The following is a 20394-nucleotide window of genomic DNA, read 5'->3' as shown; positions in this document are numbered from 1 at the left end:
ACCCGTTTGACACCGGGGCAGCGCGGCGGGTGCGGTGCTGCGCCAGGATCGGGTGTACGGCGGGCCCTCGGGTGCGCGGGGCTGCCGTCCCCCTGCGCGCACCAACCCCCTCTGGGCCCGTGCGTGTCCCCGCTGCCGGGCCCGTCCCCCACAGGAGGCAGTGAGTTGAAGCACCGTACCCCCCGGCCGGCCCGGCGCCACCGGACCCGCCGCTCCCGGACCCCCGCCGTGCTCGCGGGCGCGGGCGCCGCGCTCCTCGCCCTCACGGCGCCGGCCCTCCCGCAGGCCGGCGCCGCCGTTCCCCGCCCCGCGCCGGCCGTGATCACCCCGGCCGCCGCCGGGGAACTCTCGGCCCGGCTCACCACCCGGCTGGGGAAGGAGGCCGCGGGCGCCTACTACGAGGCGGGGAGCGGGCGGCTCGTGGTCAACGTCCTCACCGACGGCGCGGCGGACACGGTGCGCGCGGCCGGTGCCGAGGCGAGGACGGTACGGCACTCCCTTGCCGAACTCGACGCCGTACGCGCGGCCCTGCGCGAGGAGGCCGCGATGCCGGGGACGGCCTGGTCGGCCGATCCCCGGCTGAACAAGGTCGTCGTCACCGCCGACCGCACCGTCACCGGGGCACGCCTCGACCGGCTGGAGGGCGTCGTCGGCCGGTTCGGCGCGATGGCCGTTCTCGAGCGCACGGACAGCGAGTTCACGCCGTTCCTCGTGGGCGGTGACCCCGTCTGGACCGAGCGGGAGCGCTGTTCACTGGGGTTCAACGTGACCGTCGACGGCAGGCCCCACTTCCTGACCGCCGGACACTGCGGCGGCGAGGGCGCGCGCTGGTCCGCCTCCCGGGGCGGCCCGCGGATCGGAGTGGTCGCGCAGGCCCGGTTCCCCGGTGAGGACTACGCGCTCGTCCGCCTCACCTCCTCGAGCGTCACGAGCCCCAGCCTGGTCGGCCTGTCCCGGGGGCGGACGCAGCGGATCACCCGGGCCGCCGACCCGGTGGTGGGCCAGCGGGCGCGGCGCGGCGGCAGCACCTCCGGGCTGCGGTCGGGCGCGGTCACCGGCCTCGACGCCACCGTCAACTACCAAGAGGGCACGGTGCACGGGCTGATCGAGGCCGACATGTGCGCGGAGCCCGGGGACAGCGGCGGACCGCTGTTCGCCGGGACGGCGGCGCTCGGCCTGGTCTCGGGGGGCATCGGCGACTGCTCCGGCGGGGGCACGACGTTCTACCAGCCGGTGACCGGCGCGCTCCGGGCCACCGGGGCGGCCATCGGCTGACGCCCGCGCCCGCGGCCGCCCGGCACACCGGCACCGGCCATCCGCCACCGGACCCCGGCACTCCTCCCGTGCCGGGGTCCGCCGCGTGCCGCGCGTGGCGCGGGGCCGAGGTGCCCGCGTTCAGCGGATGCCGGCCCGCCGCAGCCGCCGTCCCAGATCCCCGGCCACCTCGGTCAGCAACTCGCCCACCCCGGCGACCGCTTCCTCGGTGACCTGGTCGGTCGGCATGGAACAGCTGATCGCGTCGGTGGCCGGGATGCGGTACGGGATGACCGCGGCGGCGCAGCGCACACCCGGCGTGCCCTCCTCCGTCTCCAGGCCGTAACCGCGTTCCCGGGTCTCCGCGCAGGCCGCCTCCAGGGCCTCCAGGGTGGTGAGGGTGTTCGGGGTGAGCGCGGGCAGGGGGACCGGCATCAGCCCGGCGATCTCGTCCTGGGTGAGTTCGGCCAGCAGTACCTTGCCGAGAGCCGTGGCGTGCGCCGGCAGGGTGCGGCCGACCCGCGAGACCAGATGGGCCGAACGGCGCGATTCCCGCGTCTCCAGATAGACCACCTGGTCGCCGTCGCGGCGCGCGTAGTGCGCGGTGAAACCGGTCTTGTCGCGGACGGTCTCCAGCGCCTCGGTGGCGTACGGGATGACGGGGTCGCGGTCGAGGTAGGCGGTGCCGCAGATGAGGGCCCGCACCCCGAGCCGGTAACCGCCGCCGCCGTCGGTTTCCAGCCAGCCGGACTCGTGGAGGGTGCGCAGCAGGCCGTGGAGGCTGGAGCGCGGGAGTCCGGTCGCGGCGTGGAGCGCGCCGAGCGTCAGCCAGTCGTCGTTCGCCGCGAAGGTCTCGATGAGATCGATGGCCCGGCGGGCCGACTTCACCCCGGCCGGCTCCGGTCTGCCCCCGGCCGGCCCGGTGCGGGCGGCGCCGGGGAGGGCGGTCGGTCGCGGCATGCTGCTCCTCTGTTCCTCTGTCCGAACCGTTGACACGTGATCCACGTCATACTAGCTTCCCCGAACGCCATTCAGGTGTGCGAACTCTGTCCGCCTGGGTGACTCCATTCACATATGTGAAATCTGAGAGGGGTCGCTGCAGTGCACATACTCGACTGGATCATGGTGTGCGGGTACTTCCTGGTGATGGTGGGCATCGGCTGGTGGTCCCACCGCAGGGTCCGCAACGTCCGGGACTTCTACATCGCCGGCCGCAAAATGCCCTGGTGGCTGGCGGGCATCTCGCACCACATGTCGGGCTACAGCGCGGTCATGTTCGTCGCCTTCGCGGGCGTCGCGTACACCGACGGCATCACCGTCTACTTCTGGGCCTTCGCGACCATCGGCATCGGGGTCGGCATCGGCAGCTGGCTCTTCGCGGCCCGCTGGAACCGGCTCGCCTCACGGCTCGGCGTCGCCTCGCCGCTCGAATACCTGGCCCGCCGGTACAACGTTCCCACCCAGCAGGCCCTCGCCTGGAGCGGCAGTCTGCTCAAGGTCTTCGACGTGGCCTCGAAGTGGTTCGCCGTCGCGGTGCTGCTGAACTCCTTCGCCGGAGTGCCGCTGGTGTTCGGCATCGTCATCACCGGCACCGTCACCATGATCTACTGCACCGCGGGCGGGCTCTGGGCCGACGCCCTCACCGACTTCGGGCAGTTCCTCATCCAGGGGCTCGCCGGCCTCGTCATGCTCTGGGTCGTGCTCGGCAAACTCGGGGGATTCTCCTCCCTGTTCACCTTCTGGGGCGATCTGCCGGAGGGGCACCTCAGCCCCACCACCTCCAAGTACACCACCGTCTTCCTGCTGGTCTACATCCTGGTGAAGACCCTGGAGTACAACGGCGGCATGTGGAACCTGGCGCAGCGCTACATGGCCGCGCCGAGCACCCACGCCGCCCGCCGGGGCGCCGTCCTCTCCTCCGCGCTCTACCTGGTCTGGCCGTTCGTCCTGATGATCCCGATGTTCGCGGCGCCGCTGATCGTCCCCGGCCTGGAGGACCCCACCACCTCCTACGCGGTGATGACCACGACCCTGCTGCCCGCCGGCATGGTCGGCCTGGTCCTGGCCGGCTTCTTCTCCCACACCATGGCGATGGTCGCCTCCGACGCCAACGCCATCTCCTCCGTCATCACCCGCGACATGCTCCCCGTGATGTGGCGCCGGGCGCGCGACTTCTCGGCGAGCGAGAAGCTGCTGGCCGCGCGGATCGCCACCTTCTCCTTCATCACCCTCAGCATGATCGTCGCCACCCAGGCCAAGAACCTCGGCGGTGTCCTGGCCATCGTCGTCTCCTGGGTCGCCGCGCTGATGGGCCCGATCTCCATCCCGCTGCTGCTCGGCATGCTGCCCTGGTTCCGCCGCTGCGGCTCCCGCGCGGCCCTGGTCTCCTGGGCCGCCGGACTGGGCACCTACGCGCTCGTCTACTACGTGCTCGACAGCACGCAGACGACCATTGTCGCCGCGCCCATCCTGGTGTCGCTGGTCCTCTACTCCGGGCTCGGCCTGCTCGCGCCGGAACCGAGTGCGCGCGCGGACGAGATCATCGACACGGCCGGACGCAAGGACGAGGGCACCGGCGGCCCGGAGAGCTCGTCCGAGGACCCCGTCGTCGCCGTATGACGCAGGGCCGGCCCGCGGCCCGGCCGGACACCCACCCGAGGAGAGAACGGACCCGATGACGCAGTCCACCGCAGAACTGAACGGCCTGCTGGCCTTTCCGTTCACCCCCTTCACCGACGACCTCGAACTCAACCTCGACGCCTTCGCCGACCATGTCGAGTTCCATGTGGCGGCGGGCGCCGGAGCACTGTTCGTCGGATGCGGCACCGGCGAGTTCAGCTCGCTCGCGCCGGACGAGCTGAACGCCCTGGTACGGAAGGCGCTCGACGTCGCCGGCGGGCGGGTCCCCGTCTGGGCCGGGGCCGGAGGCGGCGCCGCGACCGCCCGCGCGGGTGTCGCGGCGGCCGCGGCGGCCGGGGCCGACGGCGTCCTGCTGCTGCCCCCGTACCTCGTCACCGGCCCGCCCGCCGGCCTCGTCGCCCATGTGCGCTACGCGGCGGGCGGCACCGGCGTGCCGCTCATCGTCTACCACCGCGCCACCAGCGTCCTCACCGAGGAGTCAGCGGTCTCCCTGCTCTCCGTCCCCTCCGTGACCGGCATCAAGGACGGCCACGGGGACATCGAGCGGATGAGCCGCATCGTCACCGCGGTCCGCGCCGCCGGCGGCCGGGGACGGGACTGCCTCTTCTTCAACGGACTGCCCACCGCCGAGATGTCCGCCCGCGCCTACGCCGCCATCGGCGTCGAGCGCTACTCCTCCGCCGTCCACGGCTGCGTACCCGAGATCGCCCAGCGCTTCCACCGAGCCCTCTCCGAGGGCGACGGCTCCACCATGGACACCCTGCTGAACGGCTTCTACCTGCCCCTGGTGGCCCTCCGCGACGAGACCCCCGGCTTCGCCGTCTCCCTGGTCAAGGCCGCCGCCCGGCTGCGCGGCCAGAAGGTGGGACCGGTCCGGCCGCCGCTCGCCGAGCCCACCGGCGGCCAGCTCCGGCGGCTGGAGCGGATCATCGACCACGGCCTCGCCGTCCTCGCCGGGCTGGAGGCGGGCGGCCGATGAGAATACGGGAGGCCCTCCTCACCCCCGTCGCCTTCGCCGACCCGCCACTCCTCAACGCCATGGGCGTGCACGAACCGTACGCGCTGCGCAGCGTGCTGCGGCTCGTCGGCGAGGACGGGGTGACCGGGCTCGGCGAGTCCTACGGCGACGAGGCGTTCCTCACCCAGGCCCGCCGGGTCGCCGAACAGCTCACCGGCTGGGACGTGTTCGACCTGCCGGGCCTGCGCCGGACGGTCGAGCGCGTCGTCGGCGAGACCGTGTACACCGATCTGCACGGCCTCACCGGCGGATTCTCCACCGGCAAGACCCTCGCCAGCGTCTACTCGCTCTTCGAGGTGGCCGCCCTCGACGCCCAGGGGCGGCTCCTCGGCCGCCCGGTCTGCGATCTGCTCGGCGGCCGGGCCCGGGACGAGGCCGAGTTCTCCGCCTACCTCTTCTACAAGTACGGCGCCCACCTGGGCGCGGAGGCCGACGACTGGGGGGAGGTGCTCACCCCGGAAGCCCTCGTCGGCGAGGCCCGGCACATGCTGGACACCTACGGCTTCCGCTCCCTCAAGCTCAAGGGCGGTGTCCTCCCGCCCGCGCAGGAGACCGAGGGCATCCGGGCCCTCGCCGCGGCCTTCCCGGGCCACCCGCTGCGCATCGACCCCAACGGCGCCTGGAAACCCGACACCGCCATCGAAGTGGCCCGCGCCCTGGACGGCGTCCTCGAATACCTGGAGGACCCCACCCCCGGCATCGCGGGCATGGCGCGGGTGGCCGAGGAGGCGGGCATGCCGCTCGCCACCAACATGTGCGTGGTCCGCTTCGAGGACCTCGAACCGGCGATCCGGGCGAAAGCGGTGGGCGTCGTCCTCTCCGACCACCACTTCTGGGGCGGCCTGCGCGACACCCAGGCCCTCTCCGTCCTCTGCCGGTCCTTCGGCATCGGCCTGTCCATGCACTCCAACAGCCACCTCGGGATCAGCCTCGCCGCGATGGTCCACGTGGCCGCCGCGACCCCGCATCTCAGCTACGCCTGCGACACCCACTGGCCGTGGAAGGAGACCGACGTCATCGTCCCCGGGACCCTGGAATTCCGCGACGGCGCCGTCAGAGTGCCCGACGGGCCGGGACTCGGCGTCGAACTGGACGAGGACGCCCTCGCCCGCGCCCACGAGGACTACCTCCGCTGCGGTCTGCGGAAGCGCGACGACGCGAGCTATATGCGCCGCTATGTGAGGAGCTTCCAGCCCAACACGGAACGCTGGTAGCCCGGCGCCCGCGGCTCCGGCCCACCGCGCCACCCACGGCGGGGGAGGGGCGTCCGCCGGGTGGCTGCTTGACCATGACACCGTGTCAGGCCCTGCACTGGAAGGCGTCATGTTCAGCATCGGAGACTTCGCCCGGCACGGCAGCGTCTCGGTCCGCATGCTGCGTCACTACGACGCCCTCGGACTGCTGCGCCCCGCCCGCACCGACCCGTACACCGGCTACCGCTTCTACGAGGCGGGCCAGCTCACCCGGCTCAACCGCCTGCTCGCCCTCAAGGACCTCGGCTTCACGCTCCGGCAGGTGCGGCAGATCCTCGACGAGGACGTCAGCCCCGGAGAACTGCGCGGCATGCTCAGACTCCGCCACGCGGAACTGGAGGAGGAGGCAAGGGCGGCGGCGGGCCGGCTCGCCCGGGCCGAGGCGAGACTCCGTCTCATCGAGAGCGAGGGGCAAATGCCCACCGACGACATCGTGGTGAAATCCCTTCCGGCGGTCCGGGTGGCCGAACTGACCGCCCTCGCGCCGGGGTTCCGGCCCGAGGACATCGGACCGGTAATCCAGCCGCTCTACCGCGAACTGCACCAACGGCTCCGCGCGGCGGGGGTGGTACCGGCGGGCCCGGACCTCGCCTTCTACGAGGAGCACCCGGACGGGACGGTCACCGTCCACGCCGCGGCGCAGATCGCCTCGCTCCCCGGCGGCGGCCACGGACTGGCCGTCGTGGACCTCCCGGCGGTGGAGAAGGCGGCGACCGTCGTGCACCGCGGGCCCATGGACGCGGTCATGCCCGCCGTCCAGGCCCTGGCCCGCTGGATCGGCACGAGCGGGCACCACTCCGCCGGCCCGCCCCGGGAGCTCTACCTCTCCTGCGAGGGTGGCCCCGACACCTGGGTGACCGAACTCCAGGAACCCGTCACCCCGGCCTGATCCCCTCTCCCGGCAAGGGAGACGGAGATGTGGCTCTACCGGTTCACCCGCTCTGACCTGCATAAAGGATGGAGTTGAGTGGCAGCTTGTCAAGTTTTCTCGTGCGGTGTATATAAGAAGTGTGTAGGGCATCGCAAGCAGTGCCACACGGAGGGAGATGACCCGTGATGCTCATGCGTACCGACCCCTTCCGCGACCTGGACCGGTTCGCCCAGCAGATGTTCGGCAACGTCACCCGGCCCTCGGGCATGCCGATGGACGCGTACCGGTCGGGCGAGGACTTCATCGTCCACTTCGACCTTCCGGGGATCGACCCCGAGAGCATCGACCTCGACGTCGAGCGCAACGTCCTCACCGTGCGGGCCGAGCGCAGGTCGCCGGCTCCCGAGGACGCCGAGGTGATCGCCGCCGAGCGTCCCGCCGGAAGCTTCAGCCGGCAGCTCTTCCTCGGCGACACCCTCGACACCGAGCGGATCGAAGCCTCCTACGAGGCCGGTGTGCTGACCCTCCGGATCCCGGTCGCCGAGCAGGCCAAGCCGCGCAAGATCCAGATTTCGGGCGGCAGCGAGCGCAGGGAGCTCCGTTCCTGACCCGCCGCGGGTGCCGTGGCCGCGCAGTGGCGGCCGCGGCACCCTCCTGTGCGCCGTGCCGTGTTCTGCGTGCGCGACGGACCCGGGCCGTCGGGCGTCGCGCACCGTCTGTCAGTCGTCGTGAGGGGAAATGAGGAGGAGCGCGCGCATGCGCTGGAGTGAGTTCACCGAGCAGGTCCGGGAGCGCGGCGAGTATCCGACCCGGCGGGAAGCCGAACGGGTGATCCGTGTCGTGCTCTCGGCGCTGGCCGGTCAGCTCGGCCGGGCGGAGCGGCATCTGCTGGCCCGCCGGCTCCCGCCGGAGGCGGCCCGGGTGCTCATCACGCGGCGGCCGGTGAGCCGGCCGCTGGCCGCCGCGGAGTTCGTGGACGGGATCGCGGCCCGGACCGAGGGAGCGACCTCCGCGACCGCCCGCTGGGACACCAGCTCGGTTCTGAGCGTCCTCGCCGACGGGGTGGACGGCGAGCTGCTGGACCGGATCATCGACCGGCTTCCCGGCGGCTACGCCCTGCTGTTCGGCCGGGCGCAGCTCGTCTGACGCGCCGCCGGCCCGGCCCTCCCGGCGCGGACCGGGGCGGCCGGGCCGGCGGTGACCGGCGAGGCGGGCCTCCGGCCGTCAGCCTCTCTCCTCCCGCTGCCCGTTCGCGGCCCCGGGCGTTCTGCGCGGGCGTGGGGGCGTGCGGCGCCGGCTCTCGCGGGCCGTGCCCGCTGTTCTCTCCCGCCCGGCCAGGTCGATGACGGTCGCGCCGGTACCGGCCGCGCTCTCCGCCGTCTCCGGATCCGGCTCCGGCCGGTCCTCGCGTCCTGTGCCGGCGGAACGGCCTTCCAGGGCGGCGAGAGCCTCGTCGAAGGTCTCTCCCGTCACCTGCATCCGTATCCGCGCCAGGCGCTGCACTTCTTCGTTCGCCACCCGGCACAGCATAGGCCCCGGGAACACCCGCCCCCGGCCACCGGCCGGACGGGACCGCCCGGTCACCGCGCGGATCCGGCCATTCCGGCCGCCCGGTTCCGGCCCCCGGGCGGCGGCCGCTCCTCCGTGTCCGCGGCGCCGGTGATCCTCCGGGCCCCCTTCCGATAGCCCGTCAGGCGTACGGATCCCGCCGCCCGTGCGCTCCCGGCGCGCGGATGGTGCCGTGTGCGGATAGGACGGAGGGGGACGGGACCGGAAAGCGCCCGCGGAGAACGGAGGACATGCGGTGTTCGAGGCCGAGAACATCAAGGACTGGCGCGGCCACGCCGTGCTGGACGCCGAGGGCCGGCGGATCGGGGAACTGGAGTCCGTCTATGTCGACACCGCCTCCGACGAGCCGGCCTTCTCGGCGGTCCTCGTCGGCTTGCCGACCCGGCGCCGGCTGGTGTTCGTGCCGCTGGACGGGGCCACCGTCGGGCCCGGCCATCTCAAGGTCCGGGTCTCGCGGAAGCAGGTGAAGAACGCGCCCTCGATCGACCGGGACGGCGAGCTCCTCGCCGAGGAGGAGGCGGCGGTCTTCGCCCATTACGAACGCCCCTACCGGCAGGGCGCCGGCGGACGCCGGCTGGCCCGGCGCTGAGCGCCCCCGTATCGGAGATTCCATGGCCCTGTTCCTGTTCCTGGTCCTCGTCGCGGTAGGACTCGGCATCGCCGGGGTGGTCGTCGAGGGGCTGTTCTTCCTGCTCGTCATCGCGGTGGCCGTCTTCCTCGCCGACCTGGTGCTGCTCGGTGTGCGCATCGGCCGCCGCCGCCGGCCTCCGGCCCGGCACCGTCTGCCGCGGTGACCGCGGAGTCTCCCGCCCCGGGCCCCGCCCTCCGCCGCCCGGCGCGCGTTCGGTCACCGCGGCCCGTGCCGTCCCGTGAGCTTACGGTTCCCGGCCCCCTCCCGACCTGCCCCGGCGGGGTCCGCCGGACGGCCGTGGCGGGGGGACCGGGCAGCCGGGCGAAAGCTGTTTGAAGCGGGGGGCCCCTGGTACCTCTAGAAGGACATTCGCCGCGGACGGTGCGAATCGCCTCGGACCCGGCCGGCATCCCTGGCGCCGGGCCCGGACATCCGCCCACACAAGGAGTGAGCCATCCCATGCCGTACGGAGCCTTCCTCGCAGCCGTGCGCGAGCGCGGCGGATACAGCGCGGACGAAGCGGACCGGGTCACCAGGGCCGTCCTCACCGCGTTGGGCACCCGGCTGACGCCCGATATCGCGGGTCATCTGGCCGACCAGCTGCCCGAGCCGCTGGCCGACATGATCAACGACGCGGAGGCCGCGGCCCGGGACTGGGGGGTGCGGACGTTCGTCGCCCATGTGGCCGAGGCCACCGGCGAGGACGAGGAGAGCGCCGAGGTGGCCGCCCGCGCGGTGCTGTCCACGCTGGCCGACCGGATCGGCCGCGGTGAGCGGGACGCGCTGCTCAGCCGGCTGCCCGCGGAGTACGCAGGTCTCTTCGGCTACCCGGAGCTGGCCGGCTGAGAGGATGGCGGGCCGCCGGCGCGGAGGAGGCCGCCCGGCTTCGGCCCGGCTTCGGTCGGCTTCGGCCCGGCCCCGGTCCCGGTCCCGGTCCCGGTCCCGGTCCCGGTCCCGGAGCTCGTCCCCCTGTCCGGGAGACCGTCAGCGTCCGTTGACCGGGTGACCGGGTGACCGGGTGACCGGTGATCTCCGTGGCTCCAGCCGCTTCGGTCCCCGGTCGCCGGGGGTGCGGCGGTCCCGCGTCCTGCACGGCGTCGGCGATCCAGGCCTGGGGGAGAGGAGCGTGGTGGTCCTCGGGCGCGGTATCCGGTTGATCAGCGCCACCAGGACGGATACCGGCCGTGGGTGTCGCCGTGGACGGCGCCCCCGGAGGTGGCTTCCTCTTCGGCGATCCGGCGCAGGACCGGACGGCACACCCTCAGGCCGCTGCGGCGAGCGACTGGCCCGCCTGGGCATCGGCTATGCCTCGGTGCACAGCGCTCTGACCGGTGACCGTGTCGGTCTGACGGCCGACCCCCGGCCCTTCGAGCAGTACATCGACGAGTCGGCGGGCCGGAGCGCGGTGAGGCCGGCCGGCTCCGGCAGCGGGACTCATCCCCCGTCCTCCCGGGGGCCTTCGCCGCCCCGGCCCCCGGTGTCCTCGCCGCCGGGCCGCTCGGCCAGGAAGGTGTGCACGATCCCGCGCTGCCAGCCCGTCACCGGGGCGGTCCGCACCGGCGGCAGCCCCGCCCGCGCGAGCCGCTCGCGGAAGGCGCCGGCGGTGTCGAAGTCCAGCACGCTGCGCCACAGATGACGGTAGAGCGAGGCGTCGCCCCGGGGCAGGGAACCGGCCGGGATCACGATGCCCCAGCAGACCGCCGACCAGACGAGCCGGTGGAACGGGGTGCCGGTCAGCGTGTACTCGTGCACGGCCAGCCGCCCGCCCGGGCGCAGCAGGTTCCGTACCGACCGCAGCACCGCGTCCGGGTCCGCCACGTTCCGTACCAGATAGGCCGCGAAGACGGCGTCGAACGGGCCGTCCGCGCCCGGGCGGGGCAGGTCCTCCGCCGCGGCGTGGACGAACTCGACGTCACCGTCCCAGCGTTTGGCGGCCGCCTGCCGCAGCATGCCCGCCGAGGCGTCGACCGCCGTGATCCGGGCGCGGGGCGCGGCGGCGAGCAGGGCGGCCGTCGAGGCGCCCGTGCCGCAGCCCAGATCCAGCACCCGCATCCCGGCCCCCTGCGCGGGCAGCGCGAGCCGGCCGGCGGACAGCCGCAGGTGCGCGTGGTAGCCCGGGTTGGCGGCGACGAGGCGGTCGTACGAGCCCGAGGCCCGGTCGAAGGCGGCGGCGAGGGCGCCGTCCCGGAGTGTGGTCATGGCCCCGAGGGTTCCCCGGGGAGGGCGCGGGCCAAACGGAACCCGGACCACGCTTCCGCGTGCCGGCAGCCGCGGCGTACGGCCCGGGCCCGCCCGCCGCGGCGGCCGGCGGCCCGCGCGAGCCCGTGGAAGCGGGCCGCCGCGGAGGCCCAACACAGTAGGCTCCTCAGCATAGTTGACGGTCCGTCCGGCAGCGGGCGGCGGGGAAGGAGCGGTGCAGCATGGCGGACGCGGAGGAATGGATGCGGACCCGGTCCAGGCCGCCGGTCGAACTCCACACCGACCGGCCGCACGCCGCGCGCGTGTACGACGTCCTGCTGGGCGGCAAGACCAACTACCCGGAGGACCGGAAGGCGGCCGAACAGCTGCTGGAGACGATGCCGGTGGCCGGTCTGGTGGCGCACCAGAACCGCGCCTTCATGCACCGGGCCGTGCGGTACCTGGCCCGGGAGGCCGGGGTCCGCCAGTTCCTCGACATCGGCACCGGCATACCGACCTCGCCCAATCTCCACGAGGTCGTCCAGGACGCCGACCCCGCCTGCCGGGTCGTCTACACCGACAACGACCCCATCGTGCTGGCCCATTCACGGGCCCTGCACGAGTCCACCCCCGAGGGCCGGACCGCCTACATCGAGGCCGATCTGTGCGACCCCGACGGCATCCTGGAGCACCCCCGGCTCCGCGCGACGCTCGACTTCGGACAGCCCGTCGCGGTGACCCTGGTGGCGGTGCTGCACTGGCTTCCGGAGCGGGCCGACCCGTACGGCATCGTCGCCCGCCTCCTCCGGGACCTTCCCCCGGGCAGCCACCTCGTGCTCAGCCATGCCACGAACGACTTCGAACCGGCCATGCTGAAACAGGTTTCGGACAACTTCAAGGCCAAGGGGTCGAACGTGACGCCGCGGAGCAAGGACGAGGTGCGGCGCTTCTTCGACGGCCTCGACCTCGTGGAGCCGGGCCTCCAGGTCGTCCAGCGCTGGCGCCCCGATCCGGTCGACGTGGGCGCGGAGACCCTCTCCGACACCGACATCCCGCTCTACGTGGGCGTCGCCCGCAAGCCCTGACCCGGCGCGTACCGCGCGCGGAGAGGGGCTCCGGACCGCCGTGCTCCGGCTGGTGCGGTGCACGCGGCCGCACCTACAGTCTCGCGTACGGCATATGAGGGGTTGTGCGAGGGGTTCACGGGGCGGACGCGGACCGGTCCGCCGGCGGCGGAGGAGGGCTGGGATGGGAACCGGCGACGACGAGCGGCCCGACCGGGCGGACGACTTGGAGAGCGTGACATGGAGGAAGAGCCACCGCAGCGCGCCGGGCGGCAACTGCGTGGAACTCGCGGTACTCCCCGGGGGCGGGATCGCGGTGCGCAACTCCCGTTACCCGGAAGGGCCCGTGCTGGTCTGCACCCGGGAGGAGATGGCCGCCTTCGTCCGCGGGGCGAAGGACGGCGACTTCGACGCCCTGGCGAGACGGGAGCAGTCGGCGTGACCGGCCCGAGGGCCGCCGGCGGGGGACCGGCCGCCCGCCGTCTCCCCCCGGCCGGGCGGTCGCGCACCGGGCGAGAGGTGCCGCGGTGAGCGCACTCCCGGGACCGGACGACGCCTTACCCGTACGGCGCTACCTGGACCGGCCCGAGGCCGGGCCCACCGTGCTGCGCATCGTGGTCGGTGCCCAGCTGCGGCGGCTGCGCCGGGAACGCGGCATCACCCCGGAGGCGGCCGGCCGGGCCATCCGCGCCTCCCACGCGAAGATCAGCCGCCTCGAACGCGGGCAGGTGGGCTTCAAGACCCGTGACCTGGAGGATCTGCTCACCCTCTACGGAGTCCACGACCCGGACGAGCGCTCGGACTACCTCGCCCTCGGCCGCCGGGCCAACCGCCCCGGCTGGTGGCACGAGTACAGCGACGTCCTGGAGGACTGGTTCGAGCTGCACATCGGCCTGGAGGAGTCCGCCCAGCTCATCCGCACCTACGAGGTGCAGTTCCTGCCCGGCCTCCTCCAGACCGAGGCGTACGCGCGGGCGGTGACCCGGATCGGTTACCCGGACGCCCCCGGGCGCACGATCGACCGCCTGGTGGAGCTGCGGCTCGCCCGGCAGAAGCTGCTCACCCGGCCGGACGCCCCGAAGCTCTGGGCGGTCGTGGACGAGGCGGTGCTGCGCCGGCCCTTCGGCGGCCCGGAGGTGATGCGCGCTCAGCTGGAGCACCTGCTGGCCGTGAGCGAGCTGCCGAGCGTGTCGCTCCAGGTGGCCCCCTTCAGCGTGGGCGCGAACGCCGCGGCCGGGACCCCCGTCACGCTGCTGCGGTTCCGGGAGCCGGACCTGCCGGACAAGGTCTATCTGGAGCAGCTGACCGGCGCGGTGTACCTCGACAAGCGGGAGGACGTCGACCAGTACGGGCTGATCATGGAACGGTTGTGCGCGGAGGCGGAACCCCCGGAGGAGAGCCGGGAGTTCCTCAGGGACCTGCTCGACCGGGAGTACTGACCGGCGCGCCGCTGTCCGAGCCGGTGCCCGCGCCCCGGTGCCCGCCCCGGGCCCGCCCCGGCGGCGGAACCGCGCGGCGCCCGGCGGGGAGGGACCCGCGCCGGGCGCCGTCGCGCGGGTACGGGGGCCCGGCCGCTGTACGTACCCGCCCGTGCCCGTGCGGAGTGCCGTCCCGGGCAGCCGGGGCTCAGAGATGGTCGCGGGGCACCGTCTCGTTCCAGTTGCGGGAGAACACCCGCTCCCCGCCCTCGTAGCCGTCGAGCGTGGCGTGCAGCAGGAACTCCGTCTCCGTGGAGCGGAGCACCGTACGGGTCACGGTCCGCACCTCCCAGTCGTCCCGGCGGAACGTCATCGTCCAGGCCGACTCGCCGCGCACCGACTGGAAGTCGTCGGCGACCGAGTCGTACCGCTCGTAGGCGCGGCGGCCCGCTTCGAGGCCGATGCCCTCGTAGCGCACGGTGCCGTTGTCCTTGACGATCTCCAGCGACGCGTTGTAGCCGACCAGGTCGCGGGAGACGGTCCAGCGCTGCTCGGGCGGGGACACCTGGGTGACCTCCAGCGGAGGCGTGCCCTCCGGCTCGTCGAAGGGCCGCGCCGCCACCTCGTCCGGCTCGGCCGCGGGCCGCACCGGCAGCGTCAGCGCGCTGGCGCCGGAGTACACCGTCAGCAGCACCGGCCGCGGCGGTGGCCAGGCCAGCGGCCAGTACGAGGTCGACAGCGACAGCCGGATCCGGTGCCCCGGCGGGAAGGCCTGGGCCGTGCCGTTGAGCTGCACCACCGCCCGGTAACGCTCCCCGGGCACCAGCGGCTCCGGCGCGGCCCGGCCGTCCCGGCGGGTGAGGTTCAGCAGGCCGTAGCTGACCCGGGTGGCACGACCGTCCGGCGCCACGTCCGACAGCCGCGCCGCCACCATCGCCACCGGCTCGCTGACCGACAGGTCGAGCTCCACCGTCGGAGCGCCCAGGATCTCCAGCCGCTCGGGCAGCGGATCGGTGTCGAAGACCATCGACCCGCCGTCCTCCTCCCGCTGGTCGTAGGGGAGGTCCGGCGGCGCGTTGTACGAGGCCCACTTGCCGGCGAACTGCCCGACGGACAGCGGCGACTGCACCGTCATCTCCGTCCCGTCGGCGGCCGTCTCGCCCGGCGCGCCGATCCGGTGCGGGCTCAGCGGACGGGACAGCCGCTCGATGTGCGGGGAGGGCCAGGCCGGCTCGCCGACCCAGCGGCCTGGGCGCTCCTCGTAGGACGTCGACGGCGGCACGCTCTCCTGCATCCAGGTGCGCAGCATCGGCCCGTCCATGGCCTCGTTGTCCTTGTCCTTGAGCCAGTGGTCCCACCAGCGGACGACCTCCTGGAGGTAGCCGACGGCCGGGCCCGGCTCGCCCAGGTGCGGATACTTGTGCGACCACGGGCCGATCAGCCCGCGGCGGGGGACGTCCAGGTTCTCCAGCAGCCGCGTCACGGCGTTGGAGTAGCCGTCCGCCCAGCCGCTGGAGGCCAGCACCGGCACCCGCACGGCCGAGTAGTCCTCGCAGACCGAGGCGTGCCGCCAGTAGGCGTCGCGCCGCTGGTGGCGCAGCCACTCCGCGGCCCAGGGACGGCTGTTCTCCAGGCGCTCCCGCCACATGTCGCGCCAGCGGTCCCCGACGAGCGCGGGGTCCGGCGGGCAGGTCGCGTAGGCGAACATGGTGCCCGCCTCGGCCAGGTTGTCCGAGAGCAGACAGCCGCCCATGTAGTGCATGTCGTCGGCGTAGCGGTCGTCGGTGAAGGACGCGATGACGATCGCCCGCAGACTCGGCGGCCGGCGGGCGGCGACCTGGAGGGCGCTGAAGGCGCCCCAGGAGATCCCCATCATGCCGGTGCGGCCGTCGCACCACGGCTGGTCGGCCAGCCAGGCGAGGACGTCCTCGGCGTCGGTCTGCTCCACCTCCAGGTACTCGTCGGTGAGGACGCCCTCGGACTCGCCGGTGCCGCGGATGTCGACCCGTACACAGGCGTAGCCGTGACCGGCCATATAGGGGTGGTGGATGGAGTCGCGCACGGAGCTGAGGTCGCGCTTGCGGTACGGGATGTACTCCAGCACCGCGGGCACCGGCTCGTCGTCCGAGGCGGTCGGCCGCCAGATCCGGGCCGAGAGCCGGGTGCCGTCCGAGACCGGGATCCGGACGTGCTCCTCTTCCTTGATCGCGCAGGGCAGGCTGGTGACGGCTCGCATGAATCAGTCGCGCTCCTCCTCGGGTGCGGCGTCGAACTCGAAGGGAAGCGCCGCCACACACCGGTCGTACTTCTCGCAGAGCTCTTCCTCGCTGTCCGCGCCGATGAAGAGATGGGCGAGCTCGAAGCTGTAGCTGTCCTGGCCGGGGAGGTCCGAGAGCCGCTGGCCCTTCCCGGGCACGACCTCGATCTTCACCCCCGGTATCTCCTCCTGCAGCCGCTCGATCTCCTCCTCGGTCGGCACCCGCCGCGCCACACCGTCCTCGAAGCGCCGGTAGTACCACTTGGCGGCCACCTGGTACGGCCCCTCGCCCTGCGGCAGGCGCGGGTCCTGGCCGAGGGCCAGGCTGAGCATGCAGTGGTGGTTCGGCACACCGTCGACGTACTCGAACATCTCGGCGTGCGACTGCGAGTGCCGCGGATTGATCTCCAGCAGGTTCAGCTCATCGGTCTCCTTGTCGTAGAAGTACTCGATGCTGAACGTCGCGGAATCCATGCCGATCTGCGAGATGACCCGCTTCGACACGTCCTCGATCCGTTCCACGACGGACCCGGGCAGCAGCTGGGTGGGGTACTGGTGGCGGAGGAAGCAGGGGGAGTCCGGGTAGTTGATGGAGTCGAGGACGCCGTACACGGTGACCTCGCCGTTGTGGACGTAGCCCTCGGCGGCGAACTGCTCGCCGGTGAGCGACTCCTCGGCCAGGCACGCCCGACCGCCCGCCTCCTCGACCTCGGCCGGCAGTTTCAGCTGGTCGAGGATGTACTCGAAGGGCTTGCCGACGCGCGAAATACCCTCGCGGATCTCGCCGATCGCCTCGTGGAACTCCTTTTCGTCCTTGACGCCGAAAGCGAGTTCGGAGGAGAAGGACTTGACGGGCTTGAGCCACATCGGGAAGGAGACCCCTTCCGGCGGACCGGGTTCCGAGAACGGATCCACCACCGCGAAGCGCGGGTGCTCGTCGATGACCTTCCGCTGCTCCAGCCGGCTCCAGTACTTGTGCTCGCACTTGACGATGGATTCCAGGCTCGTGCTGTGCAGTCCATAGCGTTCGCACAGAATGGGGACCAGCGTGCTCACCGGGAAATCCCAGTAGCCCACGATGGCGTCGATGCTTCCCTCGAAGGCGTCCAGCTTCGCCTGGGCCTTCTCGATCAGTTCCACCACGGGAATGTCGCCGACCTGGAGTTCCTCGATGGTCAGCAGCGGATGAAAACGGTAATTCACCGCCAGGGGGACGTCCTGGAGCGTGTCCAGATTCCCCTCGTCCATCCCGATGACGAAAACATTCGCTTGGCTCACCAGTTCCTCCGCCCTGTGGGAATCTCCGTACAAACGGAGCGGCTACCCTGGCCCATCCCGCGCAATCTTCCCGGTCAGCGGCCCGCTCCCCGGACGCCCCGCCGTCCCGCCGGCCGGTCCGGCCCCACCCGGGCGAACGTAGGATCGATCCCATGGAACAGCGAGTACTGGGCAGGACGGGCCGCGAGGTGTCCGTCGTCGGACTGGGAACATGGCAGCTCGGGGCGGACTGGGGCGAGGTCCGGGAGGAGGACGCCCTCGCCGTGCTGGACGCCGCGGTGGAGTCCGGTGTCACCTTCTTCGACACGGCGGACGCGTACGGCGACGGCCGCAGCGAGCAACTGATCGGCCGCTACCTCCGGGAGCGCCCCGACGCGGGGATCTTCACCGCCACCAAGATGGGCCGCCGGGCGGAGCAACTCCCCGAGCACTACAACCTGGACAACTTCCGTGCGTGGACCGACCGTTCACGGGCCAACCTGGGCGTCGACACCCTCGACCTGGTGCAGCTCCACTGCCCGCCCACCCCGGTGTACTCCTCGGACGCCGTCTTCGACGCCCTCGACACCCTGGTGGCCGAGAAGCGGGTGGCCGCGTACGCGGTGAGCGTGGAGACCTGCGAGGAGGCGCTGGCCGCGATCGCCCGCCCGGGAACGGCGAGCGTGCAGATCATCCTCAACCCGTTCCGGCTCAAGCCCCTGGAGCGGGTGCTCCCCGCCGCCGCCGAGGCGGGCGTCGGCATCATCGCCCGGGTGCCGCTGGCCTCCGGGCTGCTGTCCGGCCGCTACACCCGGGACACCGTCTTCTCCGCCGACGACCACCGGACGTACAACCGCCACGGCGAGGCCTTCGACCAGGGCGAGACCTTCTCGGGTGTGGACTTCGCCACCGGCGTCGAGGCCGCCGCCGAGTTCGCCGGACTGGCCCCCGAGGGCGCCACACCGGCCCAGACCGCGCTCCGCTGGATCATCCAGCAGCCCGGCGTCACCTCGGTGATCCCCGGTGCCCGTTCGCCCGAGCAGGCGCGGGCCAACGCGGAGGCCGCCGCGCTGCCGCCGCTGCCGCGGCCCGTCCTGGACGCCGTCCGCGAGCTGTACGACCGCCGCATCCGGGCGCAGGTGCACAGCCGCTGGTGACCCCGGGGACCGGTCCGTCCTCCCCGTCCCGTACGCGGAGCGGCGCCGCCCGCGGCGGGCGGGGGCGGGCCGGGACCGCCCGCAAGGAAGCGGGCGGCACCGGAGGCGGTTCTCAGCGCCGGGGCCGGGAGGCCCCGGCTCCGCGGCGCCCCCCTCGCGCGAGGAACCCGTCCGTCCCGGCCTCCGTCCGCGCCAACCGCGTGGCGGCGGAGGCGATGTTCCGGGCCATGCCGCCGAAGACCACGGCGTGGAACGGGGAGACGCTCCACCAGTACAGACGGCCGGCGAAGCCGTGCGGGTGGAAGAGCGAACGCTGCCGGTAGACGGTGCGGCCCCGCTCGTCCCGCCCGGCGGTCATCTCCAGCCAGGCGAGCCCCGGGAGGCGCATCTCCGCGCGCAGCCGCAGCAGCCGGCCCCGCTCGATCTCCTCCACCCGCCAGAAGTCGAGCGAGTCGCCCACGCGCAGCCGGTGCGGATCCCGGCGGCCGCGCCGGAGGCCGACCCCGCCGACGGCCCGGTCGGCCCAGCCGCGCACGGCCCAGGCCAGCGGGAAGGAGTACCAGCCGTGCTCGCCGCCGATGCCCTCGATCACCCGCCACAGGGCCTCGGGTGAGGCCTCGACGAGCCGCTCCCGCTCGTCGGTGTAGAGATCACCGCCGGCCCAGTCCGGGTCGGTCGGCAGCGGATCGCTGGGGGCGCCGGGGACGGAGGCCGAGGACCACCGGGTGGCGACGTCGGCCTCCTTGATCCGCTGGAGGGCCAGCTCCACCGACCGCCGGAACCCGGTCAGTCCTTCCGGCGGGTCCGGTACATGGCGGGCGATGTCGTGCTCATGGCAGACCACCTCGTGGCGCAGTGACTCGGTCAGCGGCCGGGCCAGCGGCGCGGGGACCGGCGTGACCAGCCCGATCCAGTGGCTGGAGAGCCCCGGGCTCAGCAGCGGCAGGGTCACGATCAGCCGCCGGGGCAGCCCGGCCGTCCGCGCGTACTGCCGCATCATCTCCCGGTACGTCGTCACATCGGGACCGCCGATGTCGAAAGCGCGGTCGACCTCCGCGGGGAGCCGGGCGCAGCCCACGAGGTAGCGGAGCACGTCCCGTACCGCGACGGGCTGGATCCGGGTGCGGACCCAGCGCGGCGTGACCATCACCGGCAGCCGCTCGGTGAGGTGCCGGAGCATCTCGAAGGAGGCCGAGCCCGAGCCGATGACCACCGCCGCCCGCAGGACCGCCGCCGGCACCTCGCCGTCCAGCAGGATCCGTCCCACCTCGGCCCGGGACCGCAGATGCGGCGAGAGCTCCCGCTCGGGCACCCCCGCCGGGGTCAGCCCGCCCAGATAGACGATCCGCGAGACACCGGCGCGGTGCGCCTCCTCGGTGAAGATCCGGGCCGCGCGGCGGTCCGTCTCCTCGAACCCGGAACCGGCACCGAGGGCGTGCACCAGGTAGTAGGCCACGTCCACCCCGCTCATCGCGGCCCGCACCGACTCCGCGTCCGTCACATCCCCCCGTACGGTCTCGACCCGGCCGGCCCAGGGATGGTCGCGGAGCTTGCCCGGGGTGCGGGCCAGGCAGCGTACGGCGAAGCCCGCGGCCAGCAGCTCCGGGACCAGCCGGCCGCCGATGTATCCGGTGGCGCCGGTCACCAGGCAGCGCTGCGGGGGCCGGTCCCCGTCCGTCCCCGTCTCCACATCGGCCTCCCGGTCTCGGCCCGCCGCCGGCGGCAGCGGCGGGTGTCGGCGCGGACGCGGGCGGGCGTGCCGCGCCCCCACTCTGGCACGCCCGGCGCGGGGCGCCAGCCCGGCTCTTCCGAACGGGGGACGGACGG

The 20394-nt window shown here is 73.3% G+C and carries 20 protein-coding genes; 14 read left to right on the top strand and 6 right to left on the bottom strand.

The genetic code is table 11. The features are described from left to right. The first annotated feature begins 165 nt into the window (after positions 1–165). Complete coding sequence (locus LIX60_RS00555) at positions 166–1275, top strand: S1 family peptidase (RefSeq protein WP_227956682.1); 1110 nt, start codon at positions 166–168, stop codon at positions 1273–1275. Positions 1276–1395: 120 nt separating this feature from the next. Here the strand turns inward: LIX60_RS00555 and LIX60_RS00550 are convergent, their stop codons facing one another. Continuing rightward, entirely contained in the window at positions 1396–2214 is an 819-nt protein-coding gene (locus tag LIX60_RS00550; RefSeq protein ID WP_227956681.1) for an IclR family transcriptional regulator, read from the bottom strand. 141 nt (positions 2215–2355) lie between these two features. Here LIX60_RS00550 and LIX60_RS00545 point away from each other — a divergent pair, with 141 nt between their 5' ends. The 6 genes from LIX60_RS00545 (at position 2356) to LIX60_RS00520 (ending at position 8182) form a co-directional block, all read left to right on the top strand. Then, positions 2356–3873, top strand: coding sequence for a sodium:solute symporter family protein (locus tag LIX60_RS00545; RefSeq protein ID WP_227956680.1), 1518 nt, complete (start codon positions 2356–2358; stop codon positions 3871–3873). A 55-nt stretch (positions 3874–3928) separates the two neighbouring features. Further along, positions 3929–4873 carry a 5-dehydro-4-deoxyglucarate dehydratase gene (locus LIX60_RS00540; protein ID WP_227956679.1) on the top strand — a complete coding sequence of 315 codons (945 nt, stop codon included), beginning with the start codon at positions 3929–3931 and terminating at the stop codon, positions 4871–4873. Beyond that, entirely contained in the window at positions 4870–6126 is a 1257-nt protein-coding gene (locus tag LIX60_RS00535; protein ID WP_227956678.1) for a glucarate dehydratase family protein, read from the top strand. The genes LIX60_RS00540 and LIX60_RS00535 overlap by 4 nt, the downstream gene beginning before the upstream one ends. A 109-nt stretch (positions 6127–6235) precedes the next feature. Further along, on the top strand, positions 6236–7054 hold the full coding sequence (locus LIX60_RS00530) for a MerR family transcriptional regulator (protein ID WP_227956677.1): 819 nt from the start codon (positions 6236–6238) through the stop codon (positions 7052–7054). A 167-nt stretch (positions 7055–7221) separates the two neighbouring features. Then, entirely contained in the window at positions 7222–7644 is a 423-nt protein-coding gene (locus LIX60_RS00525; RefSeq protein WP_039820952.1) for an Hsp20/alpha crystallin family protein, read from the top strand. Positions 7645–7792: 148 nt separating this feature from the next. Then, positions 7793–8182, top strand: a complete 390-nt coding sequence (locus LIX60_RS00520) for a DUF2267 domain-containing protein (protein ID WP_308100955.1) — start codon at positions 7793–7795, stop codon at positions 8180–8182. A 78-nt stretch (positions 8183–8260) separates the two neighbouring features. On the opposite strand, the gene LIX60_RS00515 is transcribed toward LIX60_RS00520, so the two are convergent. Beyond that, positions 8261–8554, bottom strand: a complete 294-nt coding sequence (locus LIX60_RS00515) for a hypothetical protein (RefSeq protein WP_227956675.1) — start codon at positions 8552–8554, stop codon at positions 8261–8263. 286 nt (positions 8555–8840) lie between these two features. Between LIX60_RS00515 and LIX60_RS00510 the strand changes: the two genes are divergently transcribed. The 3 genes from LIX60_RS00510 to LIX60_RS00500 all read left to right on the top strand — a co-directional run bounded on the left by LIX60_RS00510 (position 8841) and on the right by LIX60_RS00500 (position 10082). Then, the gene (locus tag LIX60_RS00510; RefSeq protein ID WP_227956674.1) at positions 8841–9194 is read left to right on the top strand and encodes a PRC-barrel domain-containing protein; all 354 of its coding nucleotides are present in this window, start codon (positions 8841–8843) and stop codon (positions 9192–9194) included. Positions 9195–9216: 22 nt separating this feature from the next. Continuing rightward, entirely contained in the window at positions 9217–9399 is a 183-nt protein-coding gene (locus LIX60_RS00505; protein ID WP_227956673.1) for a hypothetical protein, read from the top strand. A 296-nt stretch (positions 9400–9695) separates the two neighbouring features. Then, a complete protein-coding gene (locus LIX60_RS00500; protein ID WP_095756390.1) occupies positions 9696–10082 on the top strand; it encodes a DUF2267 domain-containing protein in 387 nt (128 codons plus the stop codon). Between the two features lie 588 nt (positions 10083–10670). On the opposite strand, the gene LIX60_RS00495 is transcribed toward LIX60_RS00500, so the two are convergent. Next, the gene (locus LIX60_RS00495) at positions 10671–11435 is read right to left on the bottom strand and encodes a class I SAM-dependent methyltransferase (protein ID WP_227956672.1); all 765 of its coding nucleotides are present in this window, start codon (positions 11433–11435) and stop codon (positions 10671–10673) included. Between the two features lie 221 nt (positions 11436–11656). On the opposite strand from LIX60_RS00495, the gene LIX60_RS00490 reads away from it, so the two are divergent. The 3 genes from LIX60_RS00490 (at position 11657) to LIX60_RS00480 (ending at position 13917) form a co-directional block, all read left to right on the top strand. Continuing rightward, complete coding sequence (locus LIX60_RS00490; protein ID WP_019708366.1) at positions 11657–12499, top strand: SAM-dependent methyltransferase; 843 nt, start codon at positions 11657–11659, stop codon at positions 12497–12499. Positions 12500–12662: 163 nt separating this feature from the next. Further along, positions 12663–12920, top strand: coding sequence for a DUF397 domain-containing protein (locus LIX60_RS00485; RefSeq protein WP_227956671.1), 258 nt, complete (start codon positions 12663–12665; stop codon positions 12918–12920). A gap of 85 nt (positions 12921–13005) precedes the next feature. Next, positions 13006–13917: a helix-turn-helix transcriptional regulator gene (locus tag LIX60_RS00480; RefSeq protein ID WP_227956670.1), complete on the top strand. Its 912-nt coding sequence runs from the start codon at positions 13006–13008 to the stop codon at positions 13915–13917. Between the two features lie 187 nt (positions 13918–14104). On the opposite strand, the gene LIX60_RS00475 is transcribed toward LIX60_RS00480, so the two are convergent. Next, positions 14105–16132 (bottom strand): CocE/NonD family hydrolase, encoded by a 2028-nt coding sequence (locus tag LIX60_RS00475; protein ID WP_227956669.1) that lies wholly within the window; start codon positions 16130–16132, stop codon positions 14105–14107. Between the two features lie 3 nt (positions 16133–16135). Beyond that, entirely contained in the window at positions 16136–17401 is a 1266-nt protein-coding gene (locus tag LIX60_RS00470; protein ID WP_227962559.1) for an acetyl-CoA carboxylase biotin carboxylase subunit family protein, read from the bottom strand. A 182-nt stretch (positions 17402–17583) separates the two neighbouring features. Here LIX60_RS00470 and LIX60_RS00465 point away from each other — a divergent pair, with 182 nt between their 5' ends. Beyond that, complete coding sequence (locus tag LIX60_RS00465; RefSeq protein WP_227956668.1) at positions 17584–18567, top strand: aldo/keto reductase; 984 nt, start codon at positions 17584–17586, stop codon at positions 18565–18567. A gap of 112 nt (positions 18568–18679) precedes the next feature. On the opposite strand, the gene LIX60_RS00460 is transcribed toward LIX60_RS00465, so the two are convergent. Further along, positions 18680–20257 (bottom strand): SDR family oxidoreductase, encoded by a 1578-nt coding sequence (locus tag LIX60_RS00460; RefSeq protein WP_227956667.1) that lies wholly within the window; start codon positions 20255–20257, stop codon positions 18680–18682. Positions 20258–20394 lie beyond the last annotated feature (137 nt).

Source organism: Streptomyces sp. S07_1.15 (assembly GCF_020739505.1).
Taxonomy (GTDB): Bacteria; Actinomycetota; Actinomycetes; order Streptomycetales; family Streptomycetaceae; genus Streptomyces; species Streptomyces xinghaiensis.
Note: the sequence above shows the minus strand (reverse complement) of the source record. Positions and strands in the feature narration are given on the sequence as shown.